Raw genomic sequence first — 25,654 nt, 5'->3', positions numbered from 1 at the left:
CAATATGGCATTCGTACTGATGTCGCTCTACACCAACAAAACCAAGCTTTACGTGAAAGTGACAGGCGAAAACAACCACAATCGCACCGTGTATACCGATATCAAAAACATGGTACAGAGAATACAAAACTCACAAGCAGAGAAAGTGCCTTTTGATGTCCGTATTGATTTAGAAGAATACGTGTACGACAAGATGACAACGCTAGCAACCTGTGAGCCTGAATACTGTATTGAAACCGGTAATTCCGCGCTATTAGAAAAAGGGATCAAAGCATACGGTAATTACCGCAAAACAAAATTTGAGTACATCGGAGAGGTCAATAAATTCTTACTGGAGCATGAGCTGAATCTTGTTAACGAGCTTACCAACGCATTTCGTACTGAGTTGGCATTACTTGAACAACAACCAACTCGCTTCTAAGGAAAAAAGACATGGAACAGCAATATCAGATGGCACGAAAACAGAGAGTCTCCTTCACTGAGCAGGAAGCCGACCAAATCAATGAAGCGTTAGAAATTATCGAATCTTTTGGTGGTAAGGCATCCCCAAATAAATTTATTCGCCAAGCAACTATCGCGCGAGCAATAGAGATAAATGAGGCAAAAGATGAGTAAACTAAAAAACCGCGTGATCGCCGATAAAACCTATACAGTCACCTATGGTGTTAACCAGGCAAAAAAAGTGAATCATGCCATGAATGAGGTCGATGAAACCCCAAAAACGTTCATCAAAAAAGCCACACTAGCGCATGCTAAAAAAGTCAGTCATCCGTTAGGTTAATCTTAAGGCTGACATCTCGGATTTATGCAGCAGTTGAAATTCATTTATCAATCGTATTTAAATTTGACAAACAAAGGTTTGTGTCTAGATTTATAGGCGAAAGCGCAACCAGTCTCATATGCTCTGCTGTGGTAGGGGCTGGTTTTTTATTATTTATACCTACTAAAATTGAGAATGAAATCATGACGATATCTAATCAGCAAGCAGTAGTTGAATTACACAGCTTTTTTGAAGACATTCATAGTATGGGAGAGCTAAAAGCGGGAATGCTTGGAGCTGGACCTGAAGAAGAAAAACCTTTGGTACCAGGGTTATCCCCTAGTGGAGCAGTTCAATACAATACTTTTAAGCTCACCGATATCAAAGACCAAGATGAACTAAAAAAATGGGAAGAGAAAATTCAGATCGGCGTAGTGTTAATGGAGCGTTTTATTGGTGTTTGTAGCTCCGCAGTTAATCGCCTTGCAGAAAATCAATTTCCAAACGATCCCAAAAAAGCAGAGGCGGCTAAGTACGATATTAATAACTGGAAAGCCGTCACCAGTAAAGTCACTGATGCCTTTTTCTCTGACAATTACAGTGGTAATCAAAGCTTAAAAACCAGTGTAAAGGGAATCGAAATAGCTAAGACAGTTATTGATTTTGCTTGTAGTGTAATAGCAGGAAACGTGGCCAGTTTTGCATCATTTCTTAAAGGGTTTGGTGATGGATTAAATGCTGAAATGACCAAAACAGAAGCTAATTACAATTACCTATACGCCTACTCAACCCATAACTTATTCCAGAACACAAGCGGCGTGTACTTCTATCAACCATCCATGTTAGTTTACGGTACTTTCTTCAGCCAAGAGCAGAAGAAAATATCAACCAGCTGTGGATCAACCACAAGTATTGACCTCGATTTTGCAGTGAATGCAAATTCTGCCGTATTTAAAATCGAACAATATCTTTCTGACGCAGCTTTCAAAAAGCAAGTTGATGATTTTTTAACAAAATATGAAGCAGCCTCTGTTAAAAAAGCAGATTCTTACTTTGATGGTATTTTTGACGCCGTACCTGATACGACAAAAAATCCCAAAGCAATAGCAGCAGTTCAAGCATCACCAGATTTAGTATAATTGACATAATAACGACTCTCATCTCTTATAAACGCACTACAACAGCCTTTATAAGAGGGAGAGTCGTGCCATAAATACAATCATTTCTGTATAAATTAACTATAATATTCCCATTAATTTATAGTTTTCCCTGCCGACACTCTCTTCGCCCGTGTTATTGAACAAAAACTAATAAAAAATAAGATAAAAGCGGTGATGTCGGCCGCGTAAAAGCCCTTCTTTAAAAAACAGATGCCTCATTTCATGTTATGGGTAACGTCATAACCGAATGTGAAAGGATTCGATATGGGGCGTTACGAGCTGAAACAAGCGAGGAGCCAACAATTTTACTTTGTGCTCAAAGCGGGTAATGGTGAGGTGATCTTAACCAGTGAGATGTACACGACCAAAGCGGCAGCGCTGAGCGGGATTGCTTCGGTCCAAGTGAAGCTATCGAGCGTAAACGCTTTGCGATCAACATGGCCAGTGATGGGCAATTCTACTTCAATTTAAAAGCCAACAAAGTTCATGCAGTAGCCATATTTTTATATGCGTGATTCAGTCGTTAGTAATTTGCAGATATTGAAATCCAATATTGATCGCAATATGTATTTAACACTATGAAGTTAGTGGATGATTTTTTAGAGACATCTCGAATAATCAAGACCATCACACATAGATTTAAAGTTGAACATGTATATTTATGCTTCCCGTTCTGTACTAAGGATTTAAGATGAAGCAGTGCTATAAATCTGGCGATTTTTATAAGTATTTTGAAGAAAATATGAATGCGTTGGGTCTCAGCGCACCAAAGAGTCTGTTTGAGAGTGTTGAAAAGGCGACTGCTACAGCGACAACAATATTATCAACTTTGAGTCATTTAGGTAGAACGGCCACGATTGGTGAAATAATCGGTGCAACGGCAAGCCTTGAGAAACTAGCTGTTGTTGGGGCTATATCTGCCTCTGCTTATGTGGGGGCCGTTATCGGAAGTATCGCTGTCGCAAGCGGAAGATCACTTGCTTGTGGAACATCTATTGCAGATGTTCTCTGGATGATGAAAAAGAATAACTTGGATTTCCCTCACGCTCACGTCTTCTACAAGACCAACCCTGAAATATTGGATAAGACAGAGAAAAACAGAGTGAAGTTTCGTGCAAAATGTAAACAATTAAATCAATATGGTTATATTTGCCAATGAAAAATTTAGTTGTTCTTATCTCGTTAGTGATTTTACTTGCTATCGTTTGGGGGATCTATCAAGTGGTTGGTGAGTACCTTGCACTATTTTTCTTCATAGTCGCAATTGCGCTGTTGTTTAAAAATTCCAAAGGTCCTAAATTTAATAACCCAAACAGACCCTCTGATAAATCGTAACGCCTATGCTGCCTATAGCACAGCAACACTGTTAATTTACAGCCATGGCTTACGAGGCAACGCTAATGAACCTTATCAAGATCCGCAGTAAGCCATGCATCCAACTTGTCGAAGAACTCTGTCGGTCGCTGACCAAAAGCGTATTTCACCGTTTTAGATGAAACCACCTTGCAAGCACACAGAATAAAAAAGGCATTCACTCGGTACAGTTCAACGGTCACAGTGATTAAATTGAAGACCAAACAGTATAACAAAAGAGTAATGCATTACATTTGTTATACATTACTCTTTGTTTATTGCATTAAAATCAGACAATTAAAGCCGAGTGTGCAACCCTGTTATGTCAGTAAATATTGCTTCTAGCATGTCGCAGTAAATACCTGATTGCTGCGCAACGACCACATAATCCAACTGACTTTTTTGTTGGGTTAGCGCCAATACCGTGTAAGTGCCGCAAGGCTCTAACCGCACTTGAACCCGCTTTATATTTTGTTTTACAAACATACTGTCGCACGGTAAATCAAACTGTAGACCCGGTGCATCTAACGCAATAAATTGCCTTGCCCCTGTCATCGTAATAAAGCGCTGGCCACCCATCTGACTTAGGATTGTTTTTGCCACCATCAGGTGATAATTATCGGTACTCATGACAGCCCCTCCACACGTTCAAATTCGTCTATCGCATCGATAAATTGTTCCAAATCAAAGCAGGTTTCTATTGTTTGGCCATGCGGGGCTAACAGCACATTCAGGGCCTTAACCATCTGTAACACGCTAGGCTGACACGCCCGTAATTTTTGATAAGTGCCATATAAGCGGTGATCGATGCACCAAGTGCGATTCATTGTTGTAGAGCCTGACGGCTGCAACGGGGATACGTTGCTCGCGCCAAACGGCTTAGTGATGCGGTGCGGAAAGCGGTTGGAATGTGACATAGCGTCGCTCCTTTGTTGGGTTTTCATCGTCGTTTTCGCCTAACTTCCCGCACTGACACAGGGTTCTGAATAGCAAAAGCGCGAAGCGTGCATTTCACTTTTGCTATTGAGGTTCTGTGGCAGAAGGATCGGAAGTTGGCGATAAACGAACGCGATGGAAACGTTTTTCAACAAAGGAGAGTAGCGATCGCATGGAGAACGCCCGCACCTTAGCAGCACTTAGTCGGTTGGGGTGAAAGCTCTGGCTTTTCTAGCCCTGATCGTGACCCGAAGGGCCGAGACAAAGCAAAGAACGTGGTTTGTGATTAGCTTTGGCTTGGTTGAACCACCGAAGCAAGGGAAGAATGACCGCGGCAGCGGTGTGTGAGATAGAGCGGGAGTGGCTATTTCAAAATAGTGTCTCAGGGATAAATTACTGATATTGCAGGTACAAAAAAGCCCGCTATTCGCGGGCTTTCCTGATAGAATCGTTGCAACTTAGTTCGCAGAGGCTGTCTTAAAGAGAGCTGTTCTGAAAAGTAATCCAAGTGCTTACATGTCAATATTACGAGATAGACAATCATAATGCAAGCTTCTGACTACCAACAACTTCAACACGATATATCGCTACCGCGCTTATCCAGTTATCAGTATTTCTTTAAACCCAATAAGCCCGCCGAACTCTATGGTTATTACTGCTGGAATGAAGCAATCTCTGCGGCCTTTTTCCGTTTGATCGGTATTGTTGAAGTCACACTCAGAAATAAGCTGCACCGCGCGTTAAGCACGCACTGCTATAACCCGCAATCCAAAGGGAACAAGCTAAGTAACGATTGGTTTAATTTTTTAGATCTGAATACGCATTCAGAAAAGAAAATCTTATCTGTAACGCATAAGCGTAGAGGCAATAACTGGCACCCCAAATTACCTGCGGTTAGCCATGATGATGTTATATCTAGGATGACTTACGGCTTTTGGCCTAAAGTGTTCGATATTCAAAAAGACAGACAAGGTAATCTGCTACCTTGGGGGACGATCATCCCGACCATTATTCCTCATCATCGCCAAAAAAGTGCGGGTTATTGGAAGAAAATAAAGCACCAAGACGGCCTTTATGCACGCCTAGAGATCGTGGGATCGCTTCGTAATCGTATCGCTCATTTTGAACCAATCTGGAAACAAGGTGAGTTATTTGAAGAAACCCGTATCCGCCAAAATAAAACCCCTAAATTACTCGCAGCAGCACCAACTAATGACATTGAAGCCCGAGAGCGGCTGATATTACTTCATCAGCGTACCCAAGAATTACTCGGGTGGTTATCCAAAACTCGCTTGAAGAGCTATCAGCAAAGTTATACTTATCATCAATTGAGCTGGCTATTGAGTAAAGATGGGATGGAAACATACATTCGTCAGCACAGTCAGAACTCGCTAACCCCGAGTACCTTTAAACGAAACTTTAGCTCTATATTAAAACAGCAGCAAACCGTCACCATTCGAAAGAATGGCCGAATTTCAGGGGTGTTTTATCCGACTAAATAGCTAATCAAATGATAGAAGGCTCGCTTTAAAAAGCGAGCCTTTTCATAATTAAGCCGCGATAGGTGTTAAATCATCAAGAAGATAGCTGCGGAGCTCTTGAACACGAAGTGCGTGCAAACGAGGAGCATGTACTTTCTGATTATTGATAAAATCAATCGCACGATCATGCTTTAGTAGCTCATCACCACCACACACAACCACGTAGTTGTTATGCAAAGTGCGCGCAGCATCCATCACGGTATATCCCAGCTTTTCCATGGCAGTGCCACTCGACTCTTGGTACTTGGCAACAAGCTGTATCACACGTTTCGGTGTGTACAAAATGAAATGCGCGTGATCGCTTTTACCTTTAAATAGGCTTGGGTATTTGACGTTGTATTGATAGGTAAATGGCGATTTGGTGTTGTTTTTTACAAAACCCAAGTCCTCAAGAACAGATGTGATATCGCCTAGTAACGCTTTTCTACACATACTCTACCTCGAATAGTGTTAGTTCATATCTTAGGTGTTGCTGCTATACCAGCCAGCAACACAGGAGTAGTGCTTCTTTATGGACGCGGAAGCGAGCGAGTGTGAGAACACACATCTTCCCAGACACCGTTGCGGTAGCGCTTATACGCACAAACTGGGACTACTTTTGGTCGAATACTCATATGAGATTCCTCTCAAAAAAACAAAAGAGGGAATTCAATTATTGAGGTGAACACTGTTGAAAGGTATGATTGCGTTACAAATCTGAGCAATCTTGCCTTTCTGTGGGCTTGAAACCTCTTAGTGTTGGGCCTTATAAGCTACCGCGCCAACGGTACTTATATTTCACCTCACTGCAAAAAGGCACTTTTAGTATTTTACTGAAAGTGCCTTTTTACTTTTCTTTTCTCACGCCGCGAAATGGTGTGCCATCTTGCTTCACATCCATAAATCGCCCTGTATTTGTATCACGTTTTACCCAATGCCCTGACGGGGTTTGAGTTTGAGAGCGTTCACGGACCATACCGTGTCGACGATTATCGCCAGATTTTCCATTAGTAGCCACAAGGCCCCCTACATACTTTTCATGACAAAGCTAATTCTCTATCAACGAATAGCATACTACCTAAGGAGTAATAGAACGTCAACACACGGATTCAAATAAACACCAAAACAATACATCAAACAGCAATCAAAACAATCCGTGGCACATACAAAAACAATACATGAATTGCGATACGTGCTATTATAGAGACAAGAAAACAAGAGGTGAACAATGAACCAGCAGAGCTTTTTACATCTCCAGAACGAGGATAGTTCTTTGGCAGAACGCATGGCTTATATCGACTTTAAGCTCCGATTTACAGGTATAATTAACCGTTCTGATCTAAATGAGATGTTTGGATTAGCTGAAGCTGCAGCATCAAAAATGCTGTCTAGGTACTCAGAATTATGTCCAAATAATATGAGCTATAATAGAAAGTTAAGAGCTAACGCTATTAATAAAGAAACTTTTGTTCCTTTAATAGATATTGATGCTGAAACAGCTTTAGGTATGTTAGCTAATGGTTTCAATAAAAATAAACTTATCGATAGGCCGATGTTGCCCTATTCTCGAATAGGAAAAATTGCCAACCAATTAGATGTGGAGTCCGTAGCTAAAATAACCAGGGCAATGGCCTGCGGTTACGCAATTGGTACTTGTTATTTATCAGAAAACAGTAACGACCATGACGAGAGAACAATACTACCATTAGCTTTACTTTTTGATGGTAAAACTTGGATATTTAGAGCATTTTGCAAAAAAAACACTGAACAAGGTATATTTAAAAATTTTAACTTTTCTCGTGCCACAGCTGTTATTGAAAAAACTGATGATTTAAGAAAACCTCAAGAAGAGCTTTCTCAAGATAAAATGTGGAATACACAAGTACCGTTGCTATTAGTACCACACAGAGATCGAAACGAAACGGAAGTTGACACAATCAAAGCTGATTTTGGGTTTAATGACGAAAACAAGTTAATTATAACAGAGCGCGCTGCATTAATATGGATGCTGACTAGGCAGTGGTTTATTGATGACAGAACCGAAGACGAAATCGAGAAAGAAAATAAATTAATTGAAAAAAACAAGATGAAGCCAAGATACTTTAAGTTTGATTTAACGAATAAAGATATGGTTAAAGTTGTAATAGATTCACTCAAATAACCACCACGACACGCACACTGCTGCGCCGACAAAATATGCGAGAACACTGAGATAACCGATCGATTACAGCGAGTGACTAAGCTGCGGTTAACGAAGAACGGGGCGCAGCATTGGTGGGCGGGGGACGTGGTGGCCATAAAGCAGCTTGCGAGCTTTATGGTTTGGCCGGCACGGCCAACATGCCCATGCTAAAAGGTCTGGTTACGGTGGAACGCATGTTATGTTTAATTTTATAGTACGGAGTTTGATTTGAATTATAACAATATGGATTTCAATAAATTTTCAGACTGGCAGCAGGTGTTAGCAGAAACAAATAAGACTTTATCGTATGAGCAATGTTTAAGAGTTAAACAATATATTGAAACTTATCAAGCCGCTTGTTTAAAAAACAACCCTGATCATGTTATGCCTAACAGTTTCCAAGATGCAGCCAATCGATTGAATCAACGTATCCAACATCATGAATCGATGAAAAAGCCCTTGTTTGCAACTTATATTATTCCGATTCTAGCTGGTGTTATTGGGGCTGTAGTCGGAGCCTTGCTTACATATTGGCTGACGACACCTTAAACATAAAAAGCGTTTAAGACAGATTCGCAACGCTCGGCATTTTCGGTTTGCTTTGAATTTAGTGTTTACGGCACAATAGTTTAAGTACGGTGGTGGTGTTGCTCACTGCTTAACGCGGCGTTCACCGAACCAGCCGCCCACTGAAACTCAACGTAGCCTACCCAATGCTTTCAACCGAGCGATTTCACCCAACGAACGTGAAAGTGGCGACCAAGCTGGCCGCACGTGAACACGTTGTTTGTGTTTAGGTGCGCCGCTCTGCCCGCCTGATGGCGCAGCCATGAGGTGATAAACATTCGCCAGCTTGTCTGGCGGCCTTACAGCCTGCTTTTCAAGGCTGCACACCAATTTACACATAATGCTTTTATGCTTGAATTAACCCAACTGCCGACAGCTTGCTGGCGAGAGCAGTGTGTTACTTCGCATAAATTTCATTATGTTAACATTGGTGTTATACCCCCAAGCTTGGGGGATGGGGGTTGATAACAAAGCCCTTAAAGGGCCCTGCAATAGGCCATTTTTTTCGCCCGTCTTTTGTTGCCATGACGTTGCCCTTGCGAGTTATACTGGCATTACGTTGTCACGCGAGGGCGATGTAACGTGATGGCAACTAAAGAAATAGGGCTAAAATGGGCTATGGTGTGCAGGGCTGCATTATCAGTGAGTTAGATCTGAATTGCACTATAAAACGTATTACCTTTGTAATACATTTATTCTGATTAATTTATCTTTTCATTCGCTGTTTCAGCCGCTTTGAGCTGGGCAAAAAACTCAGGCGTCAGAGCAAACCCTTCCATGCCCAATTGACCGATATACAGCGTTAGATTATCAATCTCCGCTTGGCTTGGTTGAGCGGTTCACTGTAGATTCGAATCGCGTCTTCAAGCGATAGCGGTTAGTAACTGTTTACCCATTAAGAAAACACCCATCAAGGGTTCACGTCAAACCTTAATAAGGTATAATTGAATTTTTAATTAATGAGATAAAAAATGAATCGGACTTCGCTAAATCTACTAATTGCGTACATTAATGATAATGACTGCGAGAAGTCCATTGGTGAATTTGAACTCAGCCAAGGTTACATTAACCTTAACGATATAAACAATTGCAATTATAATTTAGAGCTATATATAAACCTACGAGAGACCGCATTGAAAAAAATCGGGAAGCATGGTTTATATAAGTTCATTCATTCTTTAAAATTAAACAATAACAAAACTGACATTGATAACGTATCAAGAACAATAATATCTAATTTAAAAAGTATACATAACCATATAAAGCACAATGAAAAACAAAGTAAACTAGTCGATTTTTTCATTAAAAAAGATAAAGCGTACGCTACCTATATAATCATTTCTCTACTGCTAATAATAATAACAAAATTAAATGGATATACATTATTTTGGTACAACTATCTATTAACCATTATGTTTGGATACATAGTAGTAGAAAAAATAAACGTACAGTGCCTAAAAAAACAACAAGAATATGATAACACAGAAAATGATCAAATTAGAGAATATAATGCTGTAGTTAATAAAACAAACACATTAACAACACAAAACTACTCTTATGATGAATTGAAGAAGATCTCAGAATGTTTATTCTCCAATGAATTTAATAGTTTATTCTCTTACTTTAAACTCAACCCACATAAAGATAACAGTACTAGTAAAGAGGCGCTCAATAAGGCAAATGAAACAATAAGATCTGCCAATAAAAGAATTGCTGAGTTAAAGGCAGAGCTATCATCGAAAACCACCAACAGGACACATTACAACTCATCAAGCGAAAGCCTAGCAAAAGCTAATGAAACTATACGTGAAGCAAATTTACGCATAAACAACCTAAAAAAAGAACTAGAAGAAGCAAAAGAAGATTCAAGCGCAACCAGATGGATGGAACTTTATAATAAAAAGGTTGCTGAACTAATAGAAAAAGAAGATGAAAATGAGAATCTAAAAAATACAATTAAAGATCTAGAGTTAAGTAATTTAGATAAAAATGAACCTATCGATTTTGAACTTGGCTATTATGATATTTTTGGTCTAAAACCAGATACTACCAATTCAAGTGTAAAAAATAGATACAAACAATTATCACACATCTATCATCCTGACAAATGCGGCTCAAACATCATGATGCAACGTATAAATGTCGCATACAAGAAACTTTCGAAGTGGCATAAATAATGATACTAGAGAAAAAACCATACACAATATCTTATGCCCCAATGCCTAATTACTTACCTGAAAGTGAAATAGAGTTGGGTATGCAGATTAAATTTGCATTTAAACAAGCAAAGCTTGAGTGCCTTCGTGTTATAGAAGATTATGATGATTTTGACTGGGACTCGACCTTTGAAGAAGACAAAGAAAAATATAATGATAACTTTAATTTCCTTGAAGCTTATAAGAAACGGTTAAACGGAATTAAGAAATCCGAATTAAATTATCATTCCTTAGATACATTTGGGAAATTAAAACTATTAAACTTCCTCACTCTACAAGCCTCAAGCGTTATTTCTAACTACCATGATGTTGACTGGGTTCATATAAAGGAAGATGAAACTTGTTATAGGGATAACATCGATTATCTAACAAGATATGAACAAAGGCTATACGAAATACAAACAGAGGCTATGTCTAAACATGGCAACTTAATATCAAACCTATCGCAAATAAATAGAGATAAAGATAGCGATAATAGATCTAATTTCAATCACGAAAAAAAAGAATGCTCACTAATACATTATACGATTCTTGGGGTTAATCCCTTTGATGTCAATGTAAAGAATGCTCACATCACATATCGAATGCTATGTGATTTATATAGCAGCGAGCTCGTACATAATTCAGACATGCTAGGAAACTTATATTCAGCATATAAGTTTATTAATGAAAACCATAAGTGATGGTAATGCAGAGTTGTCCACAAAGGTGTACTTTAAGGACACACTATTCTTGCTACGTAAAACTGTTCATTATGTCCTATTGTTATTTATAGAACATGCTCATAAAATTAAAGGTAACTTTATGAACAGATTTAGGCACACCTTATGCTCATCGGCTATGCCCGTGTTAGCTCGCGGGATCAATCTCTCGATATTCAGGTCGACCAACTGACTCAACTTGGTTGCGAAAAAATCTTCAAAGAGAACATCAGTGCTAAAGACTCTGAACGGGACCAACTCCAAGCGATGTTGGAGTTCTCGCGCGAAGGCGATGTTATCCATGTCATGAAAGTGGATCGCTTGGCGCGTAACACCATCGATGCACTACAAATCGCCGATAAGCTCGCGGCCAAAGGGGCGGGGTTGGTGTGTCATGATTTAGGGAACGTCGACATTAACAGTGACATTGGCCGCGTGATTTACACCACCATCTCCGCTTTTGCCGAAATGGAGCGTAAACGTATTCTGCAGCGTTGTAATGAAGGCCGAGAGAAAGCCAGAGCAGAAGGTAAGCACCTTGGCCGTCACGCAAACCTTAAGCTGCATCAGCAGATCCGAGAGCTAGCCAACAGTGGCATGAACAAACATGCGATTAGTAAACAGTTAGGATGTAGCCGTACGACTGTTTATAGCGTGTTAGAGAGCTCCCTTAATCAATAATACCCCCTCACACCAAGCCTCAGCCGTCCACTATAGGACGGCTTTTTTGTGTCTGCTTAATACGCGATATATTACGAGGAGGGTTACCTGTTAGTTTACATTTTCACAAGTAAGTTTGATGTGATACGTGTAAACTATAAAAATGAAATGAAAGGCTATAGCGGAAGGTATTAACAATGGATAATTTTGTATGGCATGATTTTGGTGTATTAGCAGATGTCAGCACAACTGACACCATGGTATTGATCACCAATGCCGAAGATCAAACTCGAAAAATGAGCATCACAAAATACAAAGAAACGGCACTTGGCGTTTTTAAAAAAGCTCTAACGATGAAGGGAAAAGCGGTCACGGTACGTACGAGCCAAAACACAAATAATTGGAGTACGAGTGAATGGTTTAGTGACTTAGAACTAGCGCAAAAGAGTTCATACCATAATGACTGCCTAACCATCGGTGAGTCAGAGCCAAAACCAGACCAACTTTTTTAGTAACCACAAATGACATAAATAGGAAGTAAAAATGAAACGCTTAATGGCTTCAATTGAAAAGCTAGATCGCTGGTCTACTGATAACAATATAGACATATCCAATGAATTAGCTTCAATAGAAGCGAAAATAAAGCGTTTATATATAAAAAATACCCCTAAGAAAAAACCACTAAAGTCATCCATCGTTAAACCTAAGAAAAATAACAAAGAAAGTAGTAACAATCACCGTAATAAAAAACAAAATGCCCAAGTCTTAACTACCACTATCAACTTTGACATCACGTCAAAACTTATAAAGGGAGTTTCTCATTGCCATTTTTGTAAAGTAAAGCGCCTAGAATGCCGAGAACATACATTGTTGAGTGGTAATAAAGTTTTAGTTTGCAAAGATTGTCGCCGGAAAAGACACATACCATATAAATTTATCAAAAAGAAATATTATGAGGATGAAGATGCTCTAAGTCACTTAGTTTCTGGTAGTTATGGTTCAGGAAAAGCTAGTCGATAAGATTCATTATCAGTACATTACATAAACAAAATATGAGGGTAAATGTTCGAACAAACAATAGAGTTAACAAGTGGAGCATTACTCTTATCACTATTGATAAGCGGCTACCTTTTTATCTTAAAGAAAAAATTAAGCGCTAAGCTCAAAAATGCAGAAAATGAAATTGTTCGCCTTAGATCTGCGTACCAACCACAACCTCTTAATGCTGAAGCCTTCAAAGAAAAGTGGCTCAACAGTGAAAAAGGGGCTGATTTACTTAGCCAAGTTATCGTTCAAAAAGATGGTGAAATAGCACTATTACATAAAGAGATTTCACACCTTAAATTAAACGATGAAAAGCTAAAATTCAGCGAAGATAGTGCTGATTTACTGGGTAGAATGATTGCGCAGAAGGACGCAGATATCGCTTTATTGCGTAAAGAAATCGATAATTTAAACCAACGTTTTAATCATCAAGCAGAGGTAAATTCACCGTTAACTGAAGAAGTCGTTCAATTACGAGATAAGCTTCGATTATTTGAGACTATCAAGGCCAATAAATCAAATCGCCTAAAGCCATCATCAGAACGTCTGCAACAGGGTAAAGAGCCAGATGATACCCAACGAAAAACATGCTTAAAATCGCAGATACCTAGCGCTTGGGAAGTTGATTCTCAGCCCAAAACCTCAGCCCCAAAAAAACCAAATTATAATACGAACATATGGAAAGAAGTCGGTGGTAAGCTGATATTAAAAGACACTTCAGAGGAAACGACGACGAGAAGGAAAAAATCCGTTAGAGCTGCGCAGTATTCACCACCGTCAGGCAGAACCCTCTCAATCGACTCTCTCGTTGTTCATAGTGATCCCACGGATTAGCTGCAGGTCAACCTGCCACCTATTGTATTACATTTGTAATACACAAACCACCTACAACCCGCGCCGTTTCACGTAATCAAACAAAGTGCTCGGCGCGGCATCAATCAATTTCGCTGTCGCTCTTATCCCTAATCCCATTGCCATGTACTTCTCGATTTGGTCGCGTTTGGCATCCAGTTTCAAGGTTGTTGCTTGCCCCTTGGGGCGACCGAGCGGAAAGCCTGCCGCCTTTCTTGCCGCTAACGCTTCTTTGGTGCGCATTCGAATAAATTCACGCTCAATTTCACCGGCAAGGCCAAGCATGGTGGCAATGATTTTGGATGACAGCGAACCATCGAGCTGCATGTTTTGTTTGGCGATATGTACCTTGAGTTGTTTATCCATACAAAGCTCTAAGATCTCTAACACCTGCAAAGTAGAACGCGCCATACGCGTGACTTCTGAAAAGATCACGGTGTCACCCTCTTGCATCCCTTCGAGCAAAGGACCCAGTTTGCGCTGATGCCATTTTTTCTTCCCTGTTACTGTGTCTTCAACAAAGCACAGATCAGTTAACCCACAGCGATTGGCATATTCAAAAATACCGTGCTGTTGATTAGCCACATCCTGGCTGTCGGTGGAGACTCGTAAGTAAGCGTAATTGGCCATGCGCGATCCCTGCGTGTTAGACGAATAACTCACGCTACTGGATCTTCATTGAAAAAGGAACTGTGTAGCTTATTGATAAAAATCCGCCTGAGAAGGCCTGTAAGCGACTTAATCAATAGGATCTTGCCTTGACAGGTAAAACCACAAAGTAAAACCAAAGGCGCTGAGAGGGCGTTACAGCGCCGTATAGCGGCTACCCCCAAGCTTGGGCAAGCTTCTCTTTGAAGTTGTCATCAAACACAATGTCTTCAGGTAGCGTGATGATCCCGATTTCCACCGATTGGATGGCCAATAGGTGCTTTTCGTTGATACGCCCCTCTGCGGGGTAGGCCATAACGATGCGATACGCTTCGCGCACAAGCTCTAACATAGGGTTAGCGGGGATCGTGGCTTGTGCCAACTCGGCCCGCACTTGTTTTTCGGCTTGGTTATCACTGGCTTTCCAGCGATATAAAAACTCAATCGCCACAATGCGCCGCCCTTGCATGACAGGACTAAAGCCAAAGTTACCGCTTTTTTCATCGGCGAAAAACTCCAGCTCTTTGCTCACGTCGACGCAACGGGACATCTCTTCGATCGGTTTTTTGATACAACGATCAATGAATACTTTGTTTTGGCTGTAACTTTTTTTGAGCAATTTGCCCTTTTCATCCAGCAAACCGTACAAAGCGTGCAAAGACTCCAAACGCTGTGGGTGTAATTTACCGCTGTCTTTAAACCGCGATAACAAGGTGTAGAGACGCTTAGAGTGCTCGGATTTGAGGCTGCGAAACGCATGATGGTTGATCTGCGCATGGCCCGCCGAGTAGTCCACATAGGCATTGATCAATTCACTGTTGGGCACAATCGTCAGTGCGCCTTTGCTGTACTTCACGCGTGCAAACAAAGGGATAAAATCAAATTCTTCGCTATTGTCGTTGGATAAGCCCACTTTGCGACTCGATAAACGCTCAGCCACTGGGCGTAAGGTCGGATACAGCTGCTTAGACGACAAGCCAAACCAATCTTTCAGCACGTCGGCATGGAAGGTGTACTGCGGCGCATGGATATCGCGCTTTTCAAGAAAGTCCGTCCAGTGCTCGCGGTTCAAACGCGACAGGAACAACGCCATCATGTCATGTTCACGAGCCGTCAGCGCTAACTGGCTAAACACCAGTTCATGACTTTTCTTGAAAAACTGATTGGGTAATTCCTTTGAATGTTCCGTTGTCACTTGGAAACGTTTATCTGAGCTATGGGGCATTTTTACTGTGCCTTATGGTCACATATTTTTAGTGTCGGGCTTATAATACTAAAAATGTGTAACCATAAAAGCCCTTTTACCACTAAAAGACTAAAAATGTGTGACCATGTGGGCAAAGTCACCTTCGACACTAAAAATGTGTGACCATTAGACTAAAAAAAAGATCCCAAAGACTAAAAATATGTGACCTTAGACTAAAAAAATGTAACCGTCAGACTAAAAAAATGTGACTTGAGCACTAATTTTGTGTGACCTCAAGCTCTGTAAACTACTGAATTAAATAGGTTTTTCAGACCCTATAGATCTTATAGATCTTTATATAGATCTATAGATCTTTATATATTGTTATATAAGCCTGTGAATTGTGGATAACTCTACGAGTTAACACACCAATCTCACAGGTAATGCGCTAATCACTTTTCTTTTGTTTTCTTCTTTTAACAGCCTTTCTTACCATTCATGGCCTGGTTTATGTTCGAGTTATACGACCATTATTTCCGTTGCTATCACAGCAAATAAGCCTTTTATCCATCACTCATATTGTTTACCCCTTTGCTTAGCGAAAAATTTTTCTGCACTGTTCGAAATTGTCAGGTGTTATTCGAACACGCTGTTTCTAAAGAAAATTATCGAGAAACAACGTGATTACAATATTCGATTGATGTCTCCCGTAAAGCCTAAAAGCCGTATCAGTAGTCACTGAAATCTTTTCTATTCTGAGGATGGGAAAATCAAGGATAGGTATGCGCTTTTTAAAATTACGAACCGATCATAAACGCCAACGCAAAGATGGGTCTAAATATGTTACTCCGCTGATAGTGGATGCCCCGCGCCGTTTTGCACCCAGCCATACACGCAAAGAAACGAGCCTACGCCGAACGCAGTGCCAACTCATCACTGGTGCACATGATTCGGGGAAAAGTCGATGGCTAAACCGATTACGTGAACAACGCCATGCTATTTGGGGCAAGAAAGCCCAGCCTGTGTTGTTGGAAGGGCTGATGCCGCTATCAAGCTGGATTGAAATTAAAGGCATCGACAGCTGGTACCACGAATTCAGCCAAAATAGCGATAACACGACGCCTTGGGGCAAACTTAACTTACAGCAAAAAGCGGACTTATTAGGGGATTACTTACTTGATACCCAAGCGCTGTTATTTGTTGATGATGCCCATAAGCTGACCGGCAGAAAGGCGCAAGTTGCGCGTAAATGTTTGCTCTCTTCCAAAATCTGGTTGATGTCGGTCAGTGAAGAAGGCCGCCTACCCGCCTCCATTCGTCCTATCGTTGAGCGACGTGATCCGCAGCGTACCAACCTTGAAAGTGATGTGAGTTATGACACCACCCGTGCCTTGATTTGGTTTTTGGTGGCCATGTGTGTGGTATCTGGCGCTTGGGAAGCCGGTGCGGTGATCGGTGGATTACAAATGCTGGGCAGCGGCCGGCGCTCGACCCGAGCAGATTAAGATGGTGAAGCTTATCTTGTGGACGTTACTGTGTAACTTACTCCTGATGCTGATGGCATTGATATACGTAGGGTTAGCGGTGTTCTCTGCGCCTGTTAACGCGGAAACGGAACGTTGGCCTATCAGTATGCCTTGGCGCCAGCCGAGCGATCCGCCGCCCAACATCAAACCGTTTGAATTACCGACCTTGAAAGGTCGTGCCCCGCATTTCAATACCCCCATTTCAGCCCTTCGCCCAGCCCCTGTGATCGATCCCGATGCCGTGTTTTATGTCATCACCAATTGCTATCCCGAAAAATCAAAATTCAAAGTGGATGTCAGTTTGGTGGCGGGAGTGAAATCGAGCCTCGATCAATACAGCAGCAGTAATTGGCCCGATATCAGTGAGCATTACATCGGCATTGTGGGAGAAATGCCCTTGTATTCAACCACGGAACAAGCACGCGAACGACAGTGGGAGCATAAGCGACGCACAGAAACGGCCACCAATGTGGCGAACTTTGCGCATGCGCTGGCCAACCGTAATCATGCCTATCGTGAGATGGGCATGTATTTGGCGATGGAAGCTCGTGCTCGTTCGCGGGTGAAGCAAGGGATCGCCAATGTGACGGAACAATTAGGGTTTCTGGAGAAAGTGGCGGCTGCGCAGCGCGATATTTTGACTCATGAAGCGACCATAGTTGAAAAGCGGCTGGCACTGCTCTCGATGTGTGATAACCAGCGCACGCCAGCGGTGAATCAGTATTTGAAAAAATTAGCGGTGTTACCAGCTGCAGCAATGCCAGCGGGAGCCATTAGCCAATGAAATGGTTTAACCATACCTTGATCGCGGGGGCTGCATGCGCGGTGATATCACCGCCGCATGTAGCTGTGTGTGTAGCGGGGGCAACGGCGCCCGATTGGCTGGAATACTTGATCAAACTCAGAGGCAAACCCGTGAAGCATCGCGGGATCACACACGTGTTTACGCATTGGTTGATTGCGGCCTTGGCCTTCACTTTCGTGTGGGACTATCACGGTATCTTGATGGCATTTGCCTGGGGCGGGGTCAGCCATATTTTGACCGATGCGATGACGGTTTCAGGCGTCCCTTTTTCACCGTATAGCGATCGGCGTTTTCATCTATTTGGTGGGCGCTTTCGGACGGGGGATCCGGTGGAGTATGCGATAGCTGCGGCGGTGGTTTTGCCCCGTTTTTTTACGACTGGGGTGGCTATTACAATCAAGGTTTGATCGACGGCGCAGAGTGGAAAGCGAATCGTTTTAGATTGATATAATGTATTACAAAGGTAATACATTTATTTTCTTAACTATATTATATATAAAGAAAAAAATGAGGATGATATGGCTAGTCAGTTCTATCCCGCGGAAGCGTTACTCGATGATCCCGTTCAACAAGTCGCGCGTGAAGCCTATTGTATTGTGATGAATTACCCGCACCAAGGCCCGTTGGATGATCGACATGTTATTGCGATTCGGTCGGTAGAATTGAACATTGTCAGCGAGCCTATAGGGCTGTTTTTTGATGAGGTGTTTAAGGCGAAATTATTGACTGTGCTACCCGATAGTGGGTGAAGGGAAGGTGTTGTTTTGTCCGAAAGCAATAAAGTTATAGTGCATTAGGAGTGTTGTTAACTATATCCCCTATAAGGGTTATTCAAGATTTAACCGCTGTAGGGGATGAGGTGACTATTTTAAAGCATTATAAGCACAGTTAATTCTTTGCATCATACTGTCGCAACCACCTTTGTCAGGGTGGTAAATGGATGAAAGCTTGAGATAGCGTGCTTTGACGGCTTTTCGATCTGGTTTTGATACAAATCCTAGAATATCAAGGTGAGACAATCCATCTTCTGGCCCCTTATTAGTTTGTGACTGAGAAAGTTCTGCTTTAAGAGTCTCAATTTGAGTTTTAAGCTCGGATATTCTGACGTTAGCTTTCCGAATCGTTGCATTTGCCTTATCAAGTAATTCACTATTTTCGCGGCTACTTTCTAACTGAATAATTATCTGACTTGCATCAGAAAGAACTTTAGATAATGAGTCTATTTCATCATTTTTTTCTTTCAGTTTTTTCTTCAATGAAGATAATTCAATTTGATTTTTCCCTTTATTTAAGCTCCTTATTGATAAGGTCATTACAGCAATAATGACAAAAACTAAAAAATAATTATCATTGCTTTCATTTTTGTTTTTTAAATTTTCAACCTCATCATGCAACTGACTAACAATATTTCTGCTGTTTTTTATCTCTCTACTTTGCTGATTGATTACTTTTCTTAAATTTAAAATAGTATTGTTTTCAACGTTTTTTTTACTTTCTAACAGACGTAATGCAGCATAGTGCAAGTTACTTTCTTCTTCATATGCTTTTTTAAAAGAATATGAGTTTAACGTAGCCCCTTCAACATATATTGCGGAGTTGTTTTTTAATGCATTAATGACAAATGTATTGTCTTTTTCAAAATAACTCGATATTTCAGGCTTACTATCCTCATCTCCACAACTTGCGAGTGCCTTAATTTTTCTTCCTTGGATAGTAAGCGTAAGGTCATAGTTCGTATGTGGTGTATAAATACAGTTGTAATTGCTAAAGAACTTATGGCCACCAAATACTGCGTGAACCCCTTTATCATACGTTCGTTTTACTTCAATTTTAACTTGCTCTGAACCGACACCAGTTTGGGTACTCCAAAATGCCAGTGATATTGATGGATATAACAAGATAAGAGCGATAATTATACGGTTCATATTTGTCTGCTTGATGTCGTTTTAGGGGATAGGTCTTCAATATTTTCACTTTAACTTCAGATCTTAATATTAAGTTAAGCCAACAACAAGGTTTAACGACGCACTAAGTTATTATATCCTTTTACTTTTTTGTTAATGGACTTTACTTCTCACAGTGGAATGTATTACATTTGTAATACACGTATGGAGGTGTATTACAGTGAAAGTTATCGCAATCATTAACCAAAAAGGTGGGGTGGGTAAAACCACAACAGCGATCAACCTTGGGGCGCAATTTGCTAAAGAGGGCAAGCGTACCTTAGCGATAGATCTTGACCCGCAGGCGAACCTTACCGTTGTACTGAGCGGTGGCCAGTTTGAGTTTGAAAGCACGATTTCAGATGTGTTTGAGTCAGCCAAAAAACACCCTATCCGTGGCGCTATTATGCCGGCGATCGCGGCAGGTAAAACCATTCCGAACTTATCACTGTGTCCGACAGATATTCGCTTAAGCCGAGTGATTGAGCAGAGTTTAACTAAGGTTCACCGTGAGCGCATTTTGCTGAAACAACTAGAAAGCATCAAAGCTGATTTTGACGTAGTGCTGCTAGATTGCCCGCCGAACCTAAGCTTAACCTCCGTTAATGCCATGATGGCCGCCGATCTCTTTTTGATCCCAGTTGATGGTGGTTCGTTCTCACTTAATGGTTTGGCCGATTTGCTCGATGCGCTTGAAGAAGTAAAAGAAACCGAGGATGTGAATTTCGCGGTATTCCGCAATGAATACGCCAAAGCCAATAAGCTGATCAATAACTTCTTGGATGAGCAGTTAAATGAGCTCGGCGACAAAGTGCTAAACACCACGGTTCGCCGTACTGAAGCGATTGGCCAAGCCAGCGTAAGCGCTGAACCTTTGCTCACGTATAAATCAAGTTCAACAGCACTTAACGATTATAAATCTCTTGCAAAAGAAATAATTGCAAGAATTAATGTATAACAAATGTAATACATAATTATGAAAAAACTAACGGGAACTACCGCACTTAGCCGTCGCAATAAGCGCAAAGAAACACCAGAGGCTGAGCAAGAAAAGCATGAGAAAATCACCACTGTTGCGACTCGTCGTAATGTGACAACGGGCACATCGCCCGTACCCATGCGACTACCTGAAAATGATAAAGCAGAACTTAACTTATGGCTGGAAGAGTTAAGTGAAGCAACCGGCAAGAAAATCACCGGGGCAAAGTTGTTGCGTGGTTTGATCCACATGCGCGAAAAGCTGAATCAAAAAGCCATTATTAAAGCTATTAACGAGGCAAACTGATTGATGAACGGAACTCAACGTAGCAATATTCGACCTGGGCTGAATGTTGATATTGTGCTCAAACAAGACCAACGTAGTGGCAATTTGACTCGTGGGGTTGTTGAGAAAATTTTAACTAACTCTCCAACGCATCCCCACGGTATCAAAGTACGCTTAGAAAGCGGTGATGTCGGCCGCGTAAAAGTGATTCTTTAAAACACAGATGCCTCATTTCATGTTATGGATAACTTCATATAAAAGCATTGAATATGAGGCGTTATGAACTAAACAAGCGAAGACCCTACACAAACCAATCGCTACAGCTAACAATTCCCACTTTCAAGCAACTGATAATACCATCCCCTTCAATAAAGACGAAAAAACAAGATCTGTTCCAACATGGTATTTTGGGGCGGCTTCTTATCAGGCGTAGCTTTATATTCATGATGAGAAATGAGTTCTAAAGAGAATGAACGCTAAAGGTTCAATGTCGCCCCACTTTCACTTATACTCCCCCACAAAAAGAGCCACATCAAACCTTTTTTTGATTTTAACTTCGGGCACGCTATCTCCCCCAAAGACATGATCGTTTTTGACTTCCTCTCACTGAGTTCGTAACTAGTGCGACGAGCAACACAATCACACATTTATGGGCATTGCGACGATTTTAACTTAACTTCATTAACACTGATGGAGTGCTGACGAACGTTATGGGCACTCATTAAATTTGCAAGGTTATATCATGTTCAATAAGAAACTACTCATTCTATCTTTAGCTGCGGGGCTTGTTGGTTGCGGCGGCGATGATAGCGGCAGTAACCGCAGCTACAAGGCAACGCTTGAAAAGACCAACCTTTTTACGGGTAGCGGTATTGCAATGTCGAAGAATGAGGGAGCAATAGATTCTTCTCTTAAATCAGAGTATTTAATAATCAATGAATCAGGTGTCGCTGTTCGCCCTAACGGCAAAATGACTTTGCATTCCCCTAAAGACGGAAAGCAAATCACTGATGCAAAATGCCCCACATCAAATGATATTACGATTTATAAATATAAAGATCTGGGAGGAGAACTTGCGATTATTCATGTCGGTACTAACGAAACAATTGAAAACAAAGACTCAGATGGTAGTGTCAGCTGCACATCTTATGAAGCGACAAATGATTACATCGTAAGAAAGACCGATGGTAAAGCGTGGCTGATTCCAAGCGAACACAATAACCATTATAGGTCAAATATCGATTATAATACTGACATAATTAAAGCCCGCTCCCCTCGCAATGGTACTACCTCACCATTAATTAATACATTCGAATGCAGCTATGGGCAGCATTCAAACTGTAAGAATAAATTGGCCGCTGTTATTGCGCCACAAAATAATAGTCAAACTCTTAAATTCAAGACCTTGTATATTAATAAACATATTCAAGATGTAACTTATAATGGTAAATATCTAGCGACAAGAATTTATGATGGGCAGTTAGAAGAAGATATTATTTTCAATGTTGATACTGGAGCTATACCAGAATATTCACATGGAAATAAATTCCCTAATCATTCTCTACCATTAGTCGATTCGATAACTAACGAAATTGTTTCAATAGAAAATATTACGGTATCAGTGAATAATCGTTACTCATTTCACGTACTTGATGATGAACTAACAACACTAAATTATGATTCTGAGTCGGGGGAGGGTATTGCTCTATCGTATGATGCATTTTCAATTCATAGTTACAATGGTGTGCGCTACATTGTTAGCGGTGACTCTTCAATCGTCACTGATGAAACAGGAATGCTAACCAATAAATACAGTGAGAAAGGTGGTAATAAGCCACTAATATCAAAAGTGATCAATAACGGTGAGCAATTAGTGGTAATTAATAAAACTAAGGCTATTGTGTTAGATTATTTAACGAGCACTGTCTCAACCCATGATCTTGCAAAAGACCGAGTTTTAATTGACTCTGAAAAAGCCAACCTATCAGATACGGGCCTATTAAATTACAAAGTGCGTGGCTCAGGATTGTTTGAGATTGTCCACATCACACTTGACGTAACAACAGGTACAGTCATTGATAGCCGCACGATTAAGACAGAAGACGGTCGTGATGTTATTGAAGTATTGCCTGTTAACTAACACCATCAATTAAAACATCAAGTAGGGTGAGGCGACAACGCCTCATCCTCTATCACAGCACATCCTTATACCTATAACTCTTTAGAGCACCGACTTCTCGAAGCATTTATCAATGCTGATATATTTAATAACATTTTAACTAACTCCCCAACGCACCCTCATGGTATCAAAGTGCGCTTAGAAAGTGGTGATGTCGGCCGCGTAAAAGTGATCCTTTAAAACACAGATGCCTCATACCATGTTATGGGTAACGTCATAACCTAATATGAAAGGATTCAATATGGGGTGTTACGAACTGAAACAAGCAAAGAACCAACAATTTTACTTTGTGCTCAAAGCGGGTAATGGCGAGGTGATCTTAACCAGCGAGATGTACACGACCAAAGCGGCAGCGCTGAGCGGGATTGCTTCGGTCCAAGTGAATGCTATCGAGCATGAACGCTTTGCGATCAACATGGCCTGTGATGGGCAGTTCTACTTCAATTTAAAAGCCAACAATCACCAAGTGATAGGAACCAGTGAAATGTACACCGCTGTTGCCAGCGCTAAAAAAGGCATTCACTCGGTACAGTTCAACGGCCACAGTGATCAAATTGAAGACCAAACGGCATAACAAAAATAAAGACGTATTACATTTGTAATACATCTTTATTTATTAGTTTTAAATCAGCCAATTAAAGTCGAGTTTGCAACCCTGTTATGTCAGTGAATATTGCTTCTAGCATGTCGCAGTAAATACCTGATTGCTGCGCAACGACCACATAATCCAACTGATTTTTTTGTTGGGTTAGCGCCAATACCGTGTAGGTGTCGCAAGGATCGAGTCCTAACGAGAGCCAAAGGAAAAGACACGCTCCGCAATAAAAAAGCATAAAAATTTAAAATAATAATCTGCGTCCTCACACCTCCCAGTGAACATGATTTAATCCTCCCATCAGAACAAACAATCATATCGATGAGGATAGAACAATGACACAAACGACAACCACACCAGAACTTAAAGCGTACTTAAATCAAGCAGCCAAAGCCCACGACCTAAAGCAACTGCAGCTTCAGATTGAAGGCCATCACGGCACAGAAATTAAAATGAGCCGTATTTGTGACGAGTTGAAAACATGGATTGGTCCAAAAATCTATGAACACTTTGAGCACAATGAACAATCAAGTCTCTTTGTCTGCCTAGCTGCCATTTACGCCGTATCGCAACTAGATGGCGGTAAAGCGCGTTGGCGTAACAAAGTCACCCCTATTTCAGAAGGTGTGGCTTATCAGCGTGCAGACAACTCATTACGTGAAAATAAAGACAAGCTGGCGCCACTCTTTACACTATTCCAACTTCTTGCCGAACACGAAGGAACTAAAGAGGCCAAACTATTCCTACCAGGGAAGGAGCTGTTCACCCCATACATAGATCAGACGCAAGAGTTAGAATTAGCCGTACAAGATTACCTCAACAAACACCAACGCGTGCATCATGACTTCCACAACGAACTGACGGTAATGGATGATGGACTCACAGAAGCCATTGCCGATGCGAATGTAATTGTGCAAAAAGTCCTGAAGCACAGCGGCGCTAATACGCATGACTCGGCCATCATCAATACACTGAAGTCATTAGATTTGCACCGTTCCCAAAATGAACTGATGTGTTTAGTTCAATCTGCGCAAGAGAATGCAAAATGCGACTGGTTTAATGGTGAAAAGTACATTGCAGCTTATCGCGCCTTTAATCGTCTCGATGAAATCGAGTTTATCCTCGCGAAGGTCTTTGATAAAAAAACGCCGGATGGCTTTATGGATGCCGTAAATACGATGCTCAGCGGCCACGTTCAGCAACGTAGTTGGTCAAGGATTCACGAGCATGTTGCCGCGAACCCACGCAAGAGCATCCTACTGATTGCATGGGAAATGAAGGAGATTAATGTTTACAGCTTTTTCAATATGGCATTCGTACTGATGTCGCTCTACACCAACAAAACCAAGCTTTACGTGAAAGTGACAGGCGAAAACAACCACAATCGCACCGTGTATACCGATATCAAAAACATGGTACAGAGAATACAAAACTCACAAGCAGAGAAAGTGCCTTTTGATGTCCGTATTGATTTAGAAGAATACGTGTACGACAAGATGACAACGCTAGCAACCTGTGAGCCTGAATACTGTATTGAAACAATACTGTATTGAAACC

The 25,654-nt window shown here is 41.1% G+C and carries 34 protein-coding genes; 27 read left to right on the top strand and 7 right to left on the bottom strand.

The window, feature by feature from the left end; genetic code table 11:
• From L4C35_RS22450 to L4C35_RS22420, 7 genes are all read left to right on the top strand, one after another.
• The coding region (locus L4C35_RS22450; protein WP_428464946.1) for a hypothetical protein at nt 1–421 on the top strand (421 nt) is incomplete at its 5' end.
• A gap of 11 nt (nt 422–432) precedes the next feature.
• Nucleotides 433–615: a hypothetical protein gene (locus tag L4C35_RS22445; RefSeq protein ID WP_428464945.1), complete on the top strand. Its 183-nt coding sequence runs from the start codon at nt 433–435 to the stop codon at nt 613–615.
• Nucleotides 608–781 carry a hypothetical protein gene (locus L4C35_RS22440; protein ID WP_428464944.1) on the top strand — a complete coding sequence of 58 codons (174 nt, stop codon included), beginning with the start codon at nt 608–610 and terminating at the stop codon, nt 779–781. The genes L4C35_RS22445 and L4C35_RS22440 overlap by 8 nt, the downstream gene beginning before the upstream one ends.
• Nucleotides 782–963: 182 nt before the next feature.
• Nucleotides 964–1,899, top strand: a complete 936-nt coding sequence (locus L4C35_RS22435) for a hypothetical protein (RefSeq protein WP_428464943.1) — start codon at nt 964–966, stop codon at nt 1,897–1,899.
• 285 nt (nt 1,900–2,184) lie between these two features.
• Nucleotides 2,185–2,391, top strand: coding sequence for a YegP family protein (locus L4C35_RS22430; RefSeq protein WP_428464942.1), 207 nt, complete (start codon nt 2,185–2,187; stop codon nt 2,389–2,391).
• Between the two features lie 220 nt (nt 2,392–2,611).
• Nucleotides 2,612–3,079, top strand: a complete 468-nt coding sequence (locus tag L4C35_RS22425; RefSeq protein ID WP_428464941.1) for a hypothetical protein — start codon at nt 2,612–2,614, stop codon at nt 3,077–3,079.
• Nucleotides 3,076–3,255, top strand: a complete 180-nt coding sequence (locus L4C35_RS22420) for a hypothetical protein (protein WP_428464940.1) — start codon at nt 3,076–3,078, stop codon at nt 3,253–3,255. The genes L4C35_RS22425 and L4C35_RS22420 overlap by 4 nt, the downstream gene beginning before the upstream one ends.
• A 315-nt stretch (nt 3,256–3,570) precedes the next feature.
• Here the strand turns inward: L4C35_RS22420 and L4C35_RS22415 are convergent, their stop codons facing one another.
• Nucleotides 3,571–3,903 carry a hypothetical protein gene (locus L4C35_RS22415; protein ID WP_428464939.1) on the bottom strand — a complete coding sequence of 111 codons (333 nt, stop codon included), beginning with the start codon at nt 3,901–3,903 and terminating at the stop codon, nt 3,571–3,573.
• Nucleotides 3,900–4,190, bottom strand: a complete 291-nt coding sequence (locus tag L4C35_RS22410) for a hypothetical protein (protein ID WP_428464938.1) — start codon at nt 4,188–4,190, stop codon at nt 3,900–3,902. The genes L4C35_RS22415 and L4C35_RS22410 overlap by 4 nt, the downstream gene beginning before the upstream one ends.
• Nucleotides 4,191–4,754: 564 nt before the next feature.
• Between L4C35_RS22410 and L4C35_RS22405 the strand changes: the two genes are divergently transcribed.
• A complete protein-coding gene (locus tag L4C35_RS22405; RefSeq protein WP_428464937.1) occupies nt 4,755–5,711 on the top strand; it encodes an Abi family protein in 957 nt (318 codons plus the stop codon).
• Nucleotides 5,712–5,759: 48 nt separating this feature from the next.
• Here the strand turns inward: L4C35_RS22405 and L4C35_RS22400 are convergent, their stop codons facing one another.
• Nucleotides 5,760–6,182, bottom strand: a complete 423-nt coding sequence (locus L4C35_RS22400) for a PD-(D/E)XK nuclease superfamily protein (RefSeq protein WP_428464936.1) — start codon at nt 6,180–6,182, stop codon at nt 5,760–5,762.
• A 394-nt stretch (nt 6,183–6,576) separates the two neighbouring features.
• A complete protein-coding gene (locus L4C35_RS22395; protein ID WP_428464935.1) occupies nt 6,577–6,747 on the bottom strand; it encodes a hypothetical protein in 171 nt (56 codons plus the stop codon).
• A gap of 255 nt (nt 6,748–7,002) precedes the next feature.
• Here L4C35_RS22395 and L4C35_RS22390 point away from each other — a divergent pair, with 255 nt between their 5' ends.
• The 8 genes from L4C35_RS22390 (at nt 7,003) to L4C35_RS22355 (ending at nt 13,933) form a co-directional block, all read left to right on the top strand.
• Complete coding sequence (locus L4C35_RS22390; RefSeq protein WP_428464934.1) at nt 7,003–7,890, top strand: BrxR family helix-turn-helix transcriptional regulator; 888 nt, start codon at nt 7,003–7,005, stop codon at nt 7,888–7,890.
• A gap of 249 nt (nt 7,891–8,139) precedes the next feature.
• A complete protein-coding gene (locus tag L4C35_RS22385) occupies nt 8,140–8,460 on the top strand; it encodes a hypothetical protein (protein WP_428464933.1) in 321 nt (106 codons plus the stop codon).
• 1,151 nt (nt 8,461–9,611) lie between these two features.
• The gene (locus L4C35_RS22380) at nt 9,612–10,655 is read left to right on the top strand and encodes a J domain-containing protein (RefSeq protein WP_428464932.1); all 1,044 of its coding nucleotides are present in this window, start codon (nt 9,612–9,614) and stop codon (nt 10,653–10,655) included.
• Nucleotides 10,655–11,377 carry a hypothetical protein gene (locus tag L4C35_RS22375; RefSeq protein WP_428464931.1) on the top strand — a complete coding sequence of 241 codons (723 nt, stop codon included), beginning with the start codon at nt 10,655–10,657 and terminating at the stop codon, nt 11,375–11,377. Before L4C35_RS22380 ends, L4C35_RS22375 begins: the two co-directional genes overlap by 1 nt.
• A 144-nt stretch (nt 11,378–11,521) precedes the next feature.
• Nucleotides 11,522–12,076 carry a recombinase family protein gene (locus L4C35_RS22370; protein WP_428464930.1) on the top strand — a complete coding sequence of 185 codons (555 nt, stop codon included), beginning with the start codon at nt 11,522–11,524 and terminating at the stop codon, nt 12,074–12,076.
• Between the two features lie 176 nt (nt 12,077–12,252).
• Entirely contained in the window at nt 12,253–12,567 is a 315-nt protein-coding gene (locus L4C35_RS22365; RefSeq protein WP_428464929.1) for a hypothetical protein, read from the top strand.
• A 31-nt stretch (nt 12,568–12,598) separates the two neighbouring features.
• Nucleotides 12,599–13,075: a hypothetical protein gene (locus L4C35_RS22360; RefSeq protein ID WP_428464928.1), complete on the top strand. Its 477-nt coding sequence runs from the start codon at nt 12,599–12,601 to the stop codon at nt 13,073–13,075.
• 42 nt (nt 13,076–13,117) lie between these two features.
• Nucleotides 13,118–13,933 carry a hypothetical protein gene (locus L4C35_RS22355; protein ID WP_428464927.1) on the top strand — a complete coding sequence of 272 codons (816 nt, stop codon included), beginning with the start codon at nt 13,118–13,120 and terminating at the stop codon, nt 13,931–13,933.
• Between the two features lie 51 nt (nt 13,934–13,984).
• Here L4C35_RS22355 and L4C35_RS22350 read toward each other — a convergent pair whose 3' ends face one another.
• Nucleotides 13,985–14,581 (bottom strand): recombinase family protein, encoded by a 597-nt coding sequence (locus tag L4C35_RS22350; RefSeq protein WP_371702389.1) that lies wholly within the window; start codon nt 14,579–14,581, stop codon nt 13,985–13,987.
• 193 nt (nt 14,582–14,774) lie between these two features.
• Nucleotides 14,775–15,824 (bottom strand): replication initiation protein, encoded by a 1,050-nt coding sequence (locus tag L4C35_RS22345; RefSeq protein ID WP_428464926.1) that lies wholly within the window; start codon nt 15,822–15,824, stop codon nt 14,775–14,777.
• A 743-nt stretch (nt 15,825–16,567) separates the two neighbouring features.
• Here L4C35_RS22345 and L4C35_RS22340 point away from each other — a divergent pair.
• From L4C35_RS22340 to L4C35_RS22325, 4 genes are all read left to right on the top strand, one after another.
• On the top strand, nt 16,568–17,290 hold the full coding sequence (locus L4C35_RS22340; protein ID WP_371702385.1) for a hypothetical protein: 723 nt from the start codon (nt 16,568–16,570) through the stop codon (nt 17,288–17,290).
• Nucleotide 17,291: 1 nt separating this feature from the next.
• Nucleotides 17,292–18,095 (top strand): hypothetical protein, encoded by an 804-nt coding sequence (locus L4C35_RS22335; RefSeq protein ID WP_428464925.1) that lies wholly within the window; start codon nt 17,292–17,294, stop codon nt 18,093–18,095.
• Nucleotides 18,092–18,523: a metal-dependent hydrolase gene (locus L4C35_RS22330; RefSeq protein WP_428464924.1), complete on the top strand. Its 432-nt coding sequence runs from the start codon at nt 18,092–18,094 to the stop codon at nt 18,521–18,523. Before L4C35_RS22335 ends, L4C35_RS22330 begins: the two co-directional genes overlap by 4 nt.
• 111 nt (nt 18,524–18,634) lie before the next feature.
• On the top strand, nt 18,635–18,865 hold the full coding sequence (locus tag L4C35_RS22325; protein WP_371702378.1) for a hypothetical protein: 231 nt from the start codon (nt 18,635–18,637) through the stop codon (nt 18,863–18,865).
• Between the two features lie 114 nt (nt 18,866–18,979).
• Here the strand turns inward: L4C35_RS22325 and L4C35_RS22320 are convergent, their stop codons facing one another.
• Nucleotides 18,980–20,041 carry a hypothetical protein gene (locus L4C35_RS22320; RefSeq protein ID WP_428464923.1) on the bottom strand — a complete coding sequence of 354 codons (1,062 nt, stop codon included), beginning with the start codon at nt 20,039–20,041 and terminating at the stop codon, nt 18,980–18,982.
• 199 nt (nt 20,042–20,240) lie between these two features.
• Here L4C35_RS22320 and L4C35_RS22315 point away from each other — a divergent pair, with 199 nt between their 5' ends.
• From L4C35_RS22315 to L4C35_RS22285, 7 genes are all read left to right on the top strand, one after another.
• Complete coding sequence (locus tag L4C35_RS22315) at nt 20,241–21,017, top strand: ParA family protein (protein WP_428464922.1); 777 nt, start codon at nt 20,241–20,243, stop codon at nt 21,015–21,017.
• An 18-nt stretch (nt 21,018–21,035) separates the two neighbouring features.
• Nucleotides 21,036–21,344, top strand: a complete 309-nt coding sequence (locus tag L4C35_RS22310; RefSeq protein ID WP_428464921.1) for a hypothetical protein — start codon at nt 21,036–21,038, stop codon at nt 21,342–21,344.
• A 3-nt stretch (nt 21,345–21,347) separates the two neighbouring features.
• Complete coding sequence (locus L4C35_RS22305) at nt 21,348–21,539, top strand: YwbE family protein (RefSeq protein WP_428464948.1); 192 nt, start codon at nt 21,348–21,350, stop codon at nt 21,537–21,539.
• 526 nt (nt 21,540–22,065) lie between these two features.
• Entirely contained in the window at nt 22,066–23,463 is a 1,398-nt protein-coding gene (locus tag L4C35_RS22300) for a hypothetical protein (RefSeq protein ID WP_428464920.1), read from the top strand.
• A 51-nt stretch (nt 23,464–23,514) separates the two neighbouring features.
• On the top strand, nt 23,515–23,682 hold the full coding sequence (locus tag L4C35_RS22295; RefSeq protein ID WP_428464947.1) for a DUF2196 domain-containing protein: 168 nt from the start codon (nt 23,515–23,517) through the stop codon (nt 23,680–23,682).
• Nucleotides 23,683–23,743: 61 nt separating this feature from the next.
• Nucleotides 23,744–24,076, top strand: a complete 333-nt coding sequence (locus tag L4C35_RS22290) for a YegP family protein (RefSeq protein ID WP_428464919.1) — start codon at nt 23,744–23,746, stop codon at nt 24,074–24,076.
• Nucleotides 24,077–24,432: 356 nt separating this feature from the next.
• The gene (locus tag L4C35_RS22285; RefSeq protein WP_428464918.1) at nt 24,433–25,650 is read left to right on the top strand and encodes a hypothetical protein; all 1,218 of its coding nucleotides are present in this window, start codon (nt 24,433–24,435) and stop codon (nt 25,648–25,650) included.
• Nucleotides 25,651–25,654: the final 4 nt, after the last annotated feature.

The sequence above is a fragment of the Photobacterium kagoshimensis genome, assembly GCF_050337045.1.
GTDB lineage: Bacteria > Pseudomonadota > Gammaproteobacteria > Enterobacterales > Vibrionaceae > Photobacterium > Photobacterium kagoshimensis.
Note: the sequence above shows the minus strand (reverse complement) of the source record. Positions and strands in the feature narration are given on the sequence as shown.